This is a genomic window from Microbacterium sp. LWH3-1.2, assembly GCF_040675855.1.
GTDB lineage: Bacteria > Actinomycetota > Actinomycetes > Actinomycetales > Microbacteriaceae > Microbacterium.
Window position 1 is genome coordinate 811,134 of sequence record NZ_JBEGIK010000001.1, and the last position, 12,842, is coordinate 823,975.

The 12,842-nt window shown below is 71.2% G+C and carries 12 protein-coding genes; 8 read left to right on the top strand and 4 right to left on the bottom strand.

What is annotated here, in order from left to right:
* Window positions 1–32 precede the first annotated feature (32 nt).
* Window positions 33–1,373: a transcriptional regulator gene (locus MRBLWH3_RS03865; RefSeq protein WP_363435272.1), complete on the bottom strand. Its 1,341-nt coding sequence runs from the start codon at window positions 1,371–1,373 to the stop codon at window positions 33–35.
* A 161-nt stretch (window positions 1,374–1,534) separates the two neighbouring features.
* Between MRBLWH3_RS03865 and MRBLWH3_RS03870 the strand changes: the two genes are divergently transcribed.
* The 3 genes from MRBLWH3_RS03870 to MRBLWH3_RS03880 are packed head-to-tail and all read left to right on the top strand — an operon-like array spanning window position 1,535 to window position 3,185.
* Window positions 1,535–1,894, top strand: a complete 360-nt coding sequence (locus tag MRBLWH3_RS03870; RefSeq protein WP_363435275.1) for a PadR family transcriptional regulator — start codon at window positions 1,535–1,537, stop codon at window positions 1,892–1,894.
* Window positions 1,891–3,009, top strand: a complete 1,119-nt coding sequence (locus MRBLWH3_RS03875) for a hypothetical protein (RefSeq protein WP_363428879.1) — start codon at window positions 1,891–1,893, stop codon at window positions 3,007–3,009. Before MRBLWH3_RS03870 ends, MRBLWH3_RS03875 begins: the two co-directional genes overlap by 4 nt.
* Window positions 3,006–3,185: a hypothetical protein gene (locus MRBLWH3_RS03880; RefSeq protein WP_363428881.1), complete on the top strand. Its 180-nt coding sequence runs from the start codon at window positions 3,006–3,008 to the stop codon at window positions 3,183–3,185. The genes MRBLWH3_RS03875 and MRBLWH3_RS03880 overlap by 4 nt, the downstream gene beginning before the upstream one ends.
* A 12-nt stretch (window positions 3,186–3,197) precedes the next feature.
* Here MRBLWH3_RS03880 and MRBLWH3_RS03885 read toward each other — a convergent pair whose 3' ends face one another.
* Together MRBLWH3_RS03885 and MRBLWH3_RS03890 are read right to left on the bottom strand one after the other, a co-directional pair.
* Window positions 3,198–4,625 (bottom strand): CCA tRNA nucleotidyltransferase, encoded by a 1,428-nt coding sequence (locus MRBLWH3_RS03885; protein ID WP_363428883.1) that lies wholly within the window; start codon window positions 4,623–4,625, stop codon window positions 3,198–3,200.
* Window positions 4,626–4,649: 24 nt separating this feature from the next.
* Window positions 4,650–6,188, bottom strand: a complete 1,539-nt coding sequence (locus tag MRBLWH3_RS03890) for a DUF7059 domain-containing protein (RefSeq protein WP_363428885.1) — start codon at window positions 6,186–6,188, stop codon at window positions 4,650–4,652.
* A 116-nt stretch (window positions 6,189–6,304) separates the two neighbouring features.
* Here MRBLWH3_RS03890 and MRBLWH3_RS03895 point away from each other — a divergent pair, with 116 nt between their 5' ends.
* The 5 genes from MRBLWH3_RS03895 (at window position 6,305) to MRBLWH3_RS03915 (ending at window position 12,421) form a co-directional block, all read left to right on the top strand.
* Window positions 6,305–8,614 carry a DUF6049 family protein gene (locus tag MRBLWH3_RS03895; protein WP_363428887.1) on the top strand — a complete coding sequence of 770 codons (2,310 nt, stop codon included), beginning with the start codon at window positions 6,305–6,307 and terminating at the stop codon, window positions 8,612–8,614.
* A complete protein-coding gene (murJ, locus tag MRBLWH3_RS03900) occupies window positions 8,611–10,230 on the top strand; it encodes a murein biosynthesis integral membrane protein MurJ (protein ID WP_363428889.1) in 1,620 nt (539 codons plus the stop codon). Before MRBLWH3_RS03895 ends, murJ begins: the two co-directional genes overlap by 4 nt.
* A gap of 137 nt (window positions 10,231–10,367) precedes the next feature.
* The gene (gene trxB, locus MRBLWH3_RS03905; protein ID WP_363428891.1) at window positions 10,368–11,372 is read left to right on the top strand and encodes a thioredoxin-disulfide reductase; all 1,005 of its coding nucleotides are present in this window, start codon (window positions 10,368–10,370) and stop codon (window positions 11,370–11,372) included.
* 93 nt (window positions 11,373–11,465) lie between these two features.
* Window positions 11,466–11,789 carry a thioredoxin gene (trxA, locus tag MRBLWH3_RS03910; protein WP_363428893.1) on the top strand — a complete coding sequence of 108 codons (324 nt, stop codon included), beginning with the start codon at window positions 11,466–11,468 and terminating at the stop codon, window positions 11,787–11,789.
* A gap of 215 nt (window positions 11,790–12,004) precedes the next feature.
* Window positions 12,005–12,421: a YciI family protein gene (locus MRBLWH3_RS03915; RefSeq protein WP_363428895.1), complete on the top strand. Its 417-nt coding sequence runs from the start codon at window positions 12,005–12,007 to the stop codon at window positions 12,419–12,421.
* 20 nt (window positions 12,422–12,441) lie between these two features.
* On the opposite strand, the gene MRBLWH3_RS03920 is transcribed toward MRBLWH3_RS03915, so the two are convergent.
* On the bottom strand, window positions 12,442–12,792 hold the full coding sequence (locus tag MRBLWH3_RS03920) for a tryptophan synthase subunit alpha (protein ID WP_363428897.1): 351 nt from the start codon (window positions 12,790–12,792) through the stop codon (window positions 12,442–12,444).
* Window positions 12,793–12,842: the final 50 nt, after the last annotated feature.

Consider the following 12,842-nt stretch of genomic DNA (forward strand, 5'->3'; position numbering starts at 1 on the left):
CCGTGCGACGTTGCACAACGTTGCGAGGTGGTTCAGACGTCCGCCTCGAGCCTCTCGATGCGGGCGACGAGGCCGGCGCGGCGGGGCGAGCGCGCGGGCAGCATCGACAGGCACAGCCGGAGCAGCTCGGCATCGTCGGCGGCGGCGTCCGTATCCGCGAACGCGAGGAGGACGTCGACGGATGCCTCGGCCATGAGTGCTTCGCGAAGCGCGACGCGCACGGTGCCGCGGAACTCCTCCACCCCGGGCGCAACCGAGTCGGGGAGCACGTCGCCGCGGTAGGCCGCGAGGGCGACGCGGTGCGCGCCGCGGTCGAGCAGCGACAGCACCTGGTGCGCATCGGTCTCGACCTCGACGCCGAGTCGGTACGGCCGCGACTCCGGCACGAGCGCGGGGGCGGCCGACGTGAGCGCCTTGCGCAGGCGCACCATCTCGGCACGGAGGGTGACGGATGCCGCATCCCCGGCCGACTCTCCGTATACGAGGTCGCCGAGCCGCTCTGCCGACAGCCCCTGCCGGTGCACGGCGAGCATGAGCAGCAGCTCGGCATGACGCGGACCGAGCTCGGACACCGTCTCGAAGCCCTCGCCGGTCACCTCGAGCTGCGCGCGGTCGCGGCCGAGCACCCGCAGCGTCGCGCGCGTGGGCTCGACGCGCCGTGCGGGCGCGCGGCGCGCGGGTCGCGGCGGCTCGGCGCGCGCCCGGAGCCGCGCGACCAGCAGCTCGCCTTCGATCGCCCGGGCCGTGGCATCCACCAGCAGCTGCGCCTGAGGTGTGACGGCCTCGACACCGCCGGTCACGTCGATGACGCCGAGGATGCGCCGCGTCTCGGGGTCGTGCACGGGCGCGGCGCTGCACGACCACGGCTGCACGAGCCGGTTGAAGTGCTCGGCACCGGCGATCTGCACCGATCGGTCGAGGGCGAGCGCGGTGCCCGGGGCCGCCGTGCCGACGGCGTCCTCCGACCAGTTCGCGCCCTCGACGAAGCCCATGTCGCCGGTGAGATGCCGCACGTTGCGGTCGCCCTCGACCCACAGCAGACGCCCGGCGGCGTCGCCCACGGCGACGACGACGCCGGACTCGGACGCCTCGCCCGGAAGCAGCAGCCCGCGCACCATGTCCATGACCGCGGACAGCGGATGCGCACGGCGGTACGCGTCGAGCTCCTCGGCCGTCAGGTCGAGCGGTGGGAGCGCCTCGGCGCCGACGAGGCTGTCGAGCGAGCGGCGCCAGGAGTCGCGAACCAGCAGGCGGACGTCACGCAGGCGCTCGTCGGCCGTGTTGCCGGCCACGAGCTCCTCATGGGCGCGCTCGATGAGCAGGCGGGAGGTCTCTGGCGAGACCTCGCGCCGCTGCGACCAGGATGATGACACGGCGGCTCCGATCGACATCGGTGGAGCGTGCCTCCAGTGTAGGCGCGAGCCGCGGGCACCCAGCATCCGTTGTGCATACCAATCGCATCTTGCGCACTACTGCGCAGTCCGTGGTACCGTGCCGTCAACACCATTGGCCGGTGACCGCAGAAGGGACCACCGTGGATACGACGCAGCTGCTCAAGGGGGTGCTCGACGCCGCCGTGCTGGCGGTCGTGCAGCACGACGACGGATACGGGTACGACATCGTGCGACGACTGCGGGAGGCGGGGCTGGGCGATGTCGGCGACGCCTCGGTCTACGGAACGCTCCGACGCCTTTACGCGGCGGGCGCACTGTCGAGCTACGTCGTTCCGTCCGACGGCGGCCCTCACCGCAAGTACTACGCGATCAACCCGCAGGGCCGCGAACTGCTCAGGGCCCAGCGCGCCGACTGGTCGCAGTTCGCCTCCGCGATGTCGGGACTGCTCGACGAACGCCCCGCCGCCACCCCGCTGCGAAAGATCGGAGAGAACCGGTGAACGTCACAGCTCCCGCCCTCGACTCCCGCATCGCCGAGTTCGCCGCCGCCGTGCGTGCCGAGCTCTCCGACCTCCCCGCCGAAGACGTCGACGACCTCGTCGACGGACTCGACGCCGATCTCGCCGAGCAGGCGTCCGAGAGCGACGACTTCGAGCTTCCCGACCCGGTCGCCTACGCCGCGGAACTCCGGTCTGCGGCCGGACTGCCCGAGAGGACGACGGATGCATCGACCTCTCGTCGTTCGCCGCGCGAGCGGCTGAACGCTCTGTACGCCCGCATCGCACGTGCCCTGCACTCGTCGAAGGCGGCCACCTGGGTGATCGAACTCTTCGTGAGCCTGCGCCCGGTGTGGTGGATCGCCCGGGGATGGGCGTTGTTCGTTCTGCTCGCGTTGCCGCTCGGAACGTGGGACACGATCATCGGCTTCCCCGGGCGCAACACCGGCGGCTGGCTGCTGCTCGGCGCCCTCATGCTGCTCAGCATCGAGTGGGGTCGCGGCCAGTGGGTGCCTGGGCGGGCTCTGCACGTGCTGCGCACCGCGGCGAGCGTTGTCGCGGCCGTCACGCTGCTGTTCGCGATCCCTGCGACGGTCACCTCGGCCCAGAACGCCGTCGGCGCCGCCTACTACTCCTGGACGACCGTCGACGAGCCGACACCCGGCCTGGCGGTCGACGGCACGCGGGTGCGCAACATCTTCGTATACGACGCCGCCGGCAACCCGATCGAGCAGGTGCAGCTGTTCGATCAGGATGGCAGACCCCTCACCACAGTCTCAGGGCAGGACGCGAGCACCTGGCAGTGGGACGAGTACTTCGCCTACGGCGGCGGACCCGTCCCGGTGCCGCTCGTGATCAACGGCCGCTCGCCGGTGTGGAACGTCTACCCGCTGCGCGAGCTCCCGTTCGACGCGATCGAGCCCGACCAGGCCGCCGCGATCCTGCCGGCTGCGCCGTTCCCCGACGTTCCGGCTGTCGACGGGCTGACGAACCCCGTCCCCACCGCGACGCCGAGTCCCGGGGCGGCGACCGACGCGGTGCCCGATCCGACGCCGACGCCCACGCCGGAGGGCGCCACGGCGCCCATCGCGAACGACACTGTGGGGGCGGAGAGGTGACCGTGCGAACGGATGCCGGTCTCCCGGGGAGACCGAAGTCCGGGGCGGCCGAGCTTGCTGATGCCGCGGCGATCGAAGCGGCGGCATCCGTCGCCTGGTTCAGCCCGCCGCGCATCGTGAGCATCGACATCACCCACCTGGTGCGCGCCGCCCTCGATGGGCACAGCCGACCCTGAGGCAGCGAGGGGTCACGCGCGCGCGGCCCACCACTCCCGCAGGCGGCGCTCGGCCTCCTCTTCGCCGACCATGCCCTCGTCGAGGCGCAGGTCGAGGAGGAACCGGTACGCCTCGCCCACCTCGCGGCCGGGCTTGAGGCCCAGCACCTCCTGGATGCGGTTGCCGTCGAGCTCGGGGCGCATCGCGTCGAGCTGCTCCTGCGCGGCGAGCTCGGCGATGCGGCGCTCGATGTCGTCGTAGGCGCGGGCGAGACGCGCGGCCTTCTTGACGTTGCGGGTCGTCACGTCTGCGCGAGTCAGGATGTGCAGGCGGTCGAGCTCGGCATCGGCATCGCGCACGTAGCGGCGCACCGCCGAGTCGGTCCATGCACCCTCGGAGTACCCGAAGAAGCGCAGGTGCAGCTCGATGAGCCGGATCACGGTGGTGATCGTCGCGGAGTCGAAGCGCAGCTCCTGCAGGCGCTTGCGGGCCATCCGCGCGCCCTTGAGGTCGTGGTGGTAGAACGTCACGCCCCCGCCCGGCTCCAGCCGGCGGGTCGCGGGCTTGCCGATGTCGTGCAGCAGGGACGCGAGCCGGAGCGCGACGTCGGGTGCGGCACCCGGGTTGCGGGTCTTCTCCAGCTCGATGGCCTGCCGCAGCACCGTGAGGGAGTGCTCGTAGACGTCCTTGTGGTGGTGGTGCTCGTCGACCTCGAGCTGCAGCGCGGGGATCTCAGGCAGGAACTCGGCCATGAGTCCCGTCTCGACCAGCAGACGGATGCCGCGCACCGGGTCGTCCGTCGCGAGCAGCTTCACGAGCTCGGCCTGGATGCGCTCGGGGCTCACGATCTCGAGCGTGCGGCGCAGCTCCTGGATCGCGGCCTCGGTGTCGGGGTCGACGGCGAAGCCGAGCTGCGACACGAAACGGGCGGCCCGCAGCATCCGGAGCGGGTCATCGCCGAAGCTCACGGTGGGGTCGGCGGGGGTGCGCAGCACGCCGCGGACGAGATCCTCGACACCCCCGGTCGGGTCGACGAGCGTCTGGCCGGGAACCCGGAGCGCCATCGCGTTCACGGTGAAGTCGCGGCGCACGAGGTCACCCTCGATGGTGTCGCCGAAGTCGACGGTGGGCTTTCGCGTGACGCCGTCGTAGCTGTCGGCCCGATACGTGGTGATCTCGACCTGCTCGCCGAGGACGCGCGCGCCGATCGTGCCGAACGCGCGGCCGATGTCCCACTGCGCGGACGAGATGGGCTTCACGATCCGCAGGATGTCGTCGGGGCGCGCGTTCGTCGTGAAGTCGAGGTCGTTGGTCGGCCGGCCGAGCAGGGCGTCGCGGACGGGACCGCCCACGATCGCGAGGTCGAAGCCGGCGTCGGCGAACGCGCGGGCGAGCGCGGCGACGACGGGGGACTCGGCGAGCGCGCCGAGGCGCGCGATGCCCTCGGCCATGTTGAGCATGGCCTCCAGCCTACCGAGCGCTGTTCACGCGAATCGCAGGAACCCGGCGAACGTCAGCTCGCGCACGCGGGGCAGCAGGTCCGCGCGCAGCGCTGTCGCGTCGACGTCGAGCAGATCGGCGATCGCGTCGACCAGCACCCCCACCGGGAGGTCGCCGTCGCACGCCCCGACGAGCGCGGCGAGGCCCGGATCGACGCCGAGCGCCCGGCCGAAGCCGCCGCCCTGGCGCAGCTCGATGACCGTCGGATCCTCGGCGCCGGGCAGGTGGTGCCGCGCCTCGGTGACATCAGGGGCGACGAGGAGCACGGATGCTGCGAGCCCTGCGTCGTCGAGCACGCTCAGGCGGTCGTGCGCCTCGAGAGCGGCGGCGAGGTGCGTGCCGAGGGCCTCGCCCGCGAGCGCCGTGTGGAGAGTCTCGTACCGGGCGAGCGTGGGGCTGCCGTCGGCCGGACGCCGCAGCAGAAGGTAGCCGAAGCCCACCTCGGTCACGGCGCGATCCGCGAAGTCGTCGAGCCAGGCGTCGACGAGTCGTGCGAAGCCGGGCGTGCCGGGGAGTGTGCCGCCGTCTCGCACCCACAGCTCGGCGTACGACAGCGGGTCGAGGCTCTCGCGCTCGACCACCCAGGCATCGATCGGCACGGGCGACGACTCGACCCACCCGCGCACCCGCTCGAGCCCGGGCGCGCCGTCCCTGGTCTCCCAGTTGCCCAGCAGCTGCGCGATGCCGCCTGGCGCCAGGTGGGCGCCGACGCCCGTCACGAAGGCGGCCACGACGTCGTCGCCGACCATGCCGCCGTCGCGGTACTCGTAGGCGGGAACGTCCGCGACCCGGGGCGTGATGACGAACGGCGGGTTCGACACGACCCGGTCGAACTGCTGGCCGGCGACCGGCTCGAAGAGGCTGCCGAGGCGCACCTCGATGCCCTCGATGCCGTTGAGGAGCGCGTTCAGGCGCGTGAAGGAGAGAGCGCGCGGCGAGATGTCGGTCGCCACCACGTGCTCGACGTGCGCGCGGGCGCGGAGCGCCTGGATTCCGCAACCCGCCCCGATGTCGAGGGCGCGCTCGGCGCGGGTCGGCAGTTGCAGCCCCGCGAGCGTCAGCGAGGCGCCGCCGACGCCCAGCACGTGATCCTCGGGCAGCGGCCCGCCGAGCGCCGCCTCGTCGAGGTCGCTCGCGATCCACCACTGCGCCGTGATCTCATCTTGGCCGGGCCGGGAGGCGTCGGCGTACGACTGCGGCCGCACCACGGCGAGCGGGCGCACCTCGCCGCCGTCGACGTCGGCGAGCCCCAGCCGCACGAGTCCCGCTGCGCCGGCTCGCGAGAGCGCCTGGTCAACGGATGCCGCGGCCTGCGGCATCCCGAGCACCAGAAGTCTCCCCAGCACGGCGAGGGCGTCGTCGCGACTGCCGAGGGCGCGCGACGCCGGCGACCGGAGGCCTCGCGCGATCGCGTCGTCGGCCGCGCCGCCCCACGCGTCGCGCAGGGCTTCGGCGGTGAACCCCGCGCCCTGGAGGTCGGCGGCGAGGTCACGGCAGAGGTCGGTATCCGGTTCGGGAAGCACGGGACCATTCAACCGCGCCGCCTGTCCTCAGGCGGGCTCGGAGCCGCGGACCGTAGACTCTCCTCGATCGTGCGGTCAGGACATCGCACAGGAGCGAACCCCCCGACAGGATGATCGTGATTTCACCGCGAGCCCCGCGGCGTGCCCCGCGCCACGCACCGCGCCTCGTGACCGCCGGCTTGGCGGCCGTGGCGTTGCTCGCCGGGCTTGTGCTGCCGGCCCCGGCGATCGCGGCGGACTCCACGCCGACGCCCTCGCCGACTGCGACCTCCGCCATTCCCGCCGGGACCACCGTGTTCACCCTGTCACCCGTGGCGAACGGCATCGTGAACCCGGGCGACGCGCTGAGCGCGTCGATCTCGATCCAGAACGGCACGGACGCCGAGATGGCGCCCACCACCGTCACGCTGTCGCTCGGGCGCACGCCGATCGCCGACCGCGAGGACCTGGGCGACTGGCTCGACGGCACACCGACCGACGTCGCTCTCGAGGCGGTCGCCACCGATGAGATCGCAGCGGTCGAGCCGGGCGGGTTCCAGGTGCGCGGCATCACGATCGCCGCCGACGATCCGGCGCTCGCGGGTCTCGCTCCCGGCGTCTACCCGCTCGCCGCGTCGTATCCCGGCACGGACGGCACCGTGACGTCGACGAGCACGATGATCGTCCCTCCTGCCGAGGCGACAGACGTCGGCATCGGCGTGATCGTCCCGATCACCGCGGGCGCTCTCAGCGACGGCCTCCTCACCGCGGAGCAGCTCGCGGAGCTCACCGCGCCCGACGGCGACCTCACCAACCAGCTCGACGGCGTGACCGGAACCGCCGCGATCCTCGCTGTCGACCCGGCTGTGCCCGCTTCGATCCGGGTGCTGGGCACGTCGGCGCCGGAGTCCGCGCTCGAGTGGCTCGCGCGCCTCGAGAGCATCCAGAACTCGCGATTCGCGCTGCAGTTCGGAGACGCCGACGTCACCGCGCAGCTGCAGGCGGGCCTGCCACGGCCGCTGCAGCCCACGTCCTTCACCGCCTACATGTCGGAGTCCAACTTCGCGACCCCGACGCCGACTCCGACGCCCACCCCGGCCCCGTCGGACGCCCCCACGACCGCGCCCACCCCGCAGCCCGACTCCGCCCTGCCGAGCACGGACGAGCTGCTCACGGTCGGCCCCGCCACGCGCCAGGGCGTGTACTGGCCCGCCGAGGGCACCGCGGATGCTGAGATCATCTCGCGCCTCACCGACATCGCCACCACCGACGGCACCGCTCCGGCGACTCTCATCCCTTCCTCGACGACGGACGCCGGCTCCGACGGCCGCACCGTCTCGGCGCACGGCCGCGTCGGCGCCGGAGAGGTTCTCGTCTACGACAGCGACGTCTCCGCCGCCCTCGACGACGCATCGCAGCAGGAGGTCTCCTGGCTGCGCGGCGCACCGCTCACCGCCGCGACCGCCTATCTCGCCTTCGCGGCGGCCGAGACGAACGGCCCGCTCCTCGTCACCGTCGGCCGCGGCGACGGGCGCTCCCGCGTCGAGCTCGGCGCGGCGATCTCCGCCGCCTTCTCCGCACCCGACGTGACCCCCCGGACGATCGCGACGGTCGCGGCGGGGGAGGCGTTGGATGTGGAGCTGACCGGCGTCGAGTCCTCGCCGGAGCGCGCGGCCGCAGCATCCGCTCTCGTCGCAGACGAAGGCGAGCTCGCGCGGTTCGCGACCATCCTCGACCAGCCATCCCTGCTGACCGGACCGGAGCGCGCCGACATCCTGCAGGTCCTCGGCGTCGCGTGGATCGGTGACACCACCTGGCCGACCGTGTTGGCCGAGCACCGCGCCGCGACTGCCGGCACGCTCGACTCCGTCGCCCTGCTCCCCACGAGCCCGAGCGACCTCTACGGCTCGAGCGCCGCACTGCGGTTCTGGGTGCGCAACGACCTGCCGTACCCCGTCAACCTCGTGCTCTACACGACACGCGACAACCTCCGCCTCGACGTGCAGGGCGAGACCCCCATCGTCGCGACGCCGCAGAGCAACACGCGCGTCGAGGTGCCCGTGCAGGCGCGCGTCGGCCGCGGCGACGTCACCCTGACCCTGCAGCTGCGCAGCCCCGCGTTCGTCGCCATCGGCGATCCGCAATCCGTCGAGGTCAACGTGTACGCCGACTGGGAGGCCGTCGGCATCGCCGCCCTCGCCGCGCTCGTCGGCATCCTCCTGCTGTTCGGCATCGCGCGTACCGTCCTGCGCGTGCGCCGCCGACGGAAGGCGACGGATGCTGCCGCCCCGGGTGGTGCCGATGGCGGGACGGTCGCCGGTGCCGAGGCGGGCGTGCTCGGCACCGGAGGGAAGGGTCGGGCCGAGGACGAGGCCGACGACGATGAGGATGGCGCTGGTGTCGCCGAAGCCGGGGTTCCCGCAGCGACCGACGGGGATGAGCGGTGAGCGGGATCGGACGCGCGAGCGCGCTCATCGGCGCGGGCACGATCGTGTCGCGCCTCACCGGATTCCTCCGGGGGATCGTGCTCGTCGCCGTTGTCGGTTCGGTCAACAGCCGCGCGGGCGACGCGTTCGGGACGGCGAATCAACTTCCGAACAACATCTACGCGATCATCTCCACCGGCCTGCTCACGGCGGTGATCGTGCCGCAGATCGTGCGGGCCGCGTCGCACGAGGACGGCGGACGCGCCTTCATCTCCAAGGTGTTCACCCTCGGCACCGTCGTGCTGCTCGGCGCCACGGCCTTGGCCACCCTCGGCGCGCCGTGGCTGGTTCAGCTCTACGCTCCCGGGTACACGCCCGAGCAGCTTGCGCTCACCACCGCGTTCGCGTACTGGTGCCTGCCGCAGATCTTGTTCTACGGTCTGTACGCACTCGTCGGCGAGGCCCTCAACGCACGCCGCATCTATGGCCCTTACACGTGGGCGCCCATCGTCAACAACGTCGTGTCCATCACCGGGTTCCTCCTCTTCCTCGCGTTGTTCGGCGGCCCGATCACCGACGTGGATCCCTGGACCCCGGCGATGATCGCGATCCTCGCGGGAACCGCGACCTTCGGCATCGTCGTGCAGGCGTTCATCCTCTTCTTCTTCTGGCGCCGAACAGGCCTGCATGTGCGGCCCGACTTCGGCTGGCGGGGCGTCGGTCTCGGCCAGATTGGGCGGCTGGCAGGCTGGACCTTCCTGATGGTCGTCGCAGGTCAGCTCGCCGGCCTGCTCCAATCCCGTGTCCTGTCGGACGCCTCCGGCGAAGGCCCCGCCGCCGCCGCGTCGGGCTATGCCTGGCTGCTCTTCATGCTCCCGTACTCGATCATCGTCCTGTCGATCGGCACCCCGTACTTCACGCAGCTGAGCGAACACGCCCACGCGGGCCGCGACGATGACGTCCGCGCTGACATCGGCCGCAGCATCCGCACCCTCGGGGTCTTCATCGTCATCGCCACGTTCGCGCTCGCCGCCGCAGCGGTGCCGGCTTCCCGCATCTTCACCAACACCGCGAGCGAGGCGGTGCAAGCGGCATGGGTCCTGCTGGCCTTCCTCGTCGGGTTGATCCCACTCGCCGTGCTGTTCGTCATCCAACGAACGTTCTACGCCTACAACGACACCCGCACACCGTTCTTCTTCACGCTGCTGCAGTGCACGATCGTCGTCGCGACGGCGCTCGGGTCGCGCGCTCTCGTCGATGCACAGGTGGTCGGGTTGGAGTACCTCGCTGCGCTCGTCGCGATCGGCCAGTCGGTCGCGAGCATCGTGCAGGTGCTCCTTGCGACCTGGCTCCTTGAAAGGCGGATCGGCGGGCTGCGGACGGGATCATGGGTGCTGTCACTCGGTCGTTTCGTTCTGGCGGCCATCCCGGCCGCCGTGGTCGGCTGGCTCGTCTTCCTGTGGTCCGGCGGCCCCGGCGGATGGACCACGTCGAGCCAGCTGCTGGGAGCTGTGGGGGCCGCTGTCATAGGCGTCGTGGCGATCGCCATCTACGTCGGATTCCTCGCGCTGCTGCGCGCGCCGGAACTCTCCGTCGCCACCGGCCTGGTGCGCCGTCTCCTGCCGGGCCGCCGCTGAGGCCGCTCGCCCAGGTGTCCGGGTGGGGCGCGGGGGACGGATCACGGAATGCGACGCGGTTACCATGTGTTGAGGCATCCGGAGTCATCGCGTGTGTCGTCAGACGCTTCGCAGGCTTCACGAGGAAAGGTGCGCACGTGCGTCAGGTCATCATCATCGGTTCGGGTCCGGCGGGTTACACCGCGGCCATCTATGCCGCGCGCGCCAACCTCAGCCCGCTCGTCGTGGCGAGCTCGGTCGAGGCCGGCGGCGAGCTGATGAACACCACCGAGGTCGAGAACTTCCCCGGTTTCCCCGAGGCGATCATGGGTCCCGACCTCATGGCGAAGATGCAGGAGCAGGCCGAGCGGTTCGGTGCCGAGGTGCTGTACGACGACGTCGTGTCGCTCGACATCGACGGCCCCGTGAAGAAGGTGACCCTCGGCAGCGGCGCCTCGCACGAGGCGGACGCGCTGGTGTTCGCCACCGGCTCCGCGCCCCGCAAGATCGGCATCGAGGGCGAGTCGCGCCTCTCCGGTCGCGGCGTCTCGTACTGCGCGACGTGCGACGGGTTCTTCTTCCGCGAGCGCGTGATCGCGGTCGTCGGCGGCGGCGACTCCGCGATGGAGGAGGCGACGTTCCTCACCAAGTTCGCGTCGAAGGTGTACATCATCCACCGCCGCGACGAGCTGCGCGCCTCGAAGATCATGCAGGAGCGCGCGTTCAAGAACGAGAAGATCGAGTTCGTGTGGAACAGCGAGGTCGTCGACATCCTCGGCGACGACGCGGTCACCGGTGTCGTCCTGGAGGACACCGTCGACGGCTCGCGCCGCGAGCTGGCGCTGGACGGCGTGTTCGTCGCGATCGGCAACGACCCGCGCACCCACCTCGTGCACGACAAGCTCGAGCTCACCCCCGAGGGCACCGTCTGGGTCGACGGGCGCTCGTCGCGCACGTCGGTGCCCGGTGTGTTCGCCGCCGGTGACGTCATCGACCCCACCTACCGTCAGGCGGTCACCGCCGCCGGCAGCGGAACCGTCGCGGCACTCGACGTCGAGCACTTCCTCGCCGCCCTCGGCGAGGCGGGCGCCCCGGCCCCGGACGCCGCCGAGATCGACGGGCTTCCCGGTGCCGAGCCGGTCGCGAAGGTCGAGGCCGCGTAGCGCGAGGACCGGCGTCGCGCAAGCCGGGAACACTTCTCGCGCGTGTCGCGTTGTATGAGCGTGGACAGACTTCCCACCGAAGGAGAAACACAGATGACCGCCAAGGCGACGACTTCCGCCACGTTCGAGCAGGACGTGCTCCAGGCCGAGGGTCCGGTGCTCGTGGACTTCTGGGCGGAGTGGTGCGGCCCGTGTCGCATGGTCTCGCCCGTCCTCGACCAGATCCAGACGGAGCACCCCGACAAGATCACGATCCTCAAGCTCAACGTGGATGAGAACCCCGACCTCGCGATGAAGTACCAGATCACCTCGATCCCCGCGATGAAGGTGTTCAACAAGGGTGCCGTCGAGACGACGATCATCGGCGCGAAGCCGAAGTTCGCCCTCGAGCAGGACCTCGCTGCCTACATCGGCTGAGCGCCTCACCTCTTCACGAAACCCCCGCCGACCGGTTCGGCGGGGGTTTTGGGCATCTACCGGGCATAATCGGACCACGCCTGCCGCAGCATCCGCGATTCCCTCACATTCTTTCGTGGCCCGTGTCGATCTGCGCGAGGCTTGTTCGACGGACATGGTGAAGGGGCCGAACGGCCCTCCGACCGGGCCACATCGCCCCGACGAAAGGGAATCCCATGCGTTACATGCTCATCATGCAGGTCGGCTCGGAGGCTGCTGCGGCTTTCGACCCCGAGACCTTCGACATGGCGGAGGCGTACGCCGCCATGGGCCGCTACAACGAGGAACTGCAGAAGGCCGGCGTGTTCCTCAGCGCCGAGGGCCTGTCGGATGCGTCCGAAGGATTCCGCGTCGATTTCGACTCCGTCCCCCCCGCCGTGACCGACGGACCGTTCGCCGAGGCGCGCGAGGTCTTCACCGGCTACTGGATCCTCGAGGTCGCGTCGCGGGAAGAAGCCGAGCACTGGGCGCGCAAGTGCCCGCTCGGCCCGGGCACTGCGCTCGAGGTGCGTCGGGTCAACGAGCTCAGCGACTTCGACCAGAACGACGAGTGGATCGCCAAGGAGAAGGAGTGGCGCGCCGCCAACACGTGACCCGGGTTCTCAGGCCGCGTTCATCGGCTGGCTTCGGCACGCACCGTCGGATCCCACCGGCGGTGCGTGTTGGCGTCGCCGAGCAGCGACCATACGGCACGAGTCAGCGGGGGATAGTCAAGCGCGATCTGCCTCAGCACCCGGTAATGGCGGCTGGCGTTCGGACGCGACCCGCCGTCGGCCGCGATGTTCTCGGCACGAAGCAGGTAGACGACGAGTTCGTCGACGGACGGCAGATCGTCCATGAACTCCCACGGATCCTCGCCGGCACGAAGACGCTCGTGCACCAGCACCGAGAGCTCGTCGGCGGCTTCGGCACGGAGCAGCTCGAGGCTCGCACGTCGCCGCGGGGTCTGCTCGTCGTTCGCCATCAATCCAGGGTACGTGGCGATCCCGACACCGTGGGCCACCCGTTTACGCT

Coding starts and splice junctions, on each gene's coding strand:
- MRBLWH3_RS03885 (WP_363428883.1), bottom strand. CDS start 4,625: ATGCTCAACATGGCCGAGGGCATCGCGCGCCTCGGCGCGCTCGCCGAG.
- trxA (WP_363428893.1), top strand. CDS start 11,466: ATGACCGCCAAGGCGACGACTTCCGCCACGTTCGAGCAGGACGTGCTC.
- MRBLWH3_RS03915 (WP_363428895.1), top strand. CDS start 12,005: ATGCGTTACATGCTCATCATGCAGGTCGGCTCGGAGGCTGCTGCGGCT.
- MRBLWH3_RS03920 (WP_363428897.1), bottom strand. CDS start 12,792: ATGGCGAACGACGAGCAGACCCCGCGGCGACGTGCGAGCCTCGAGCTG.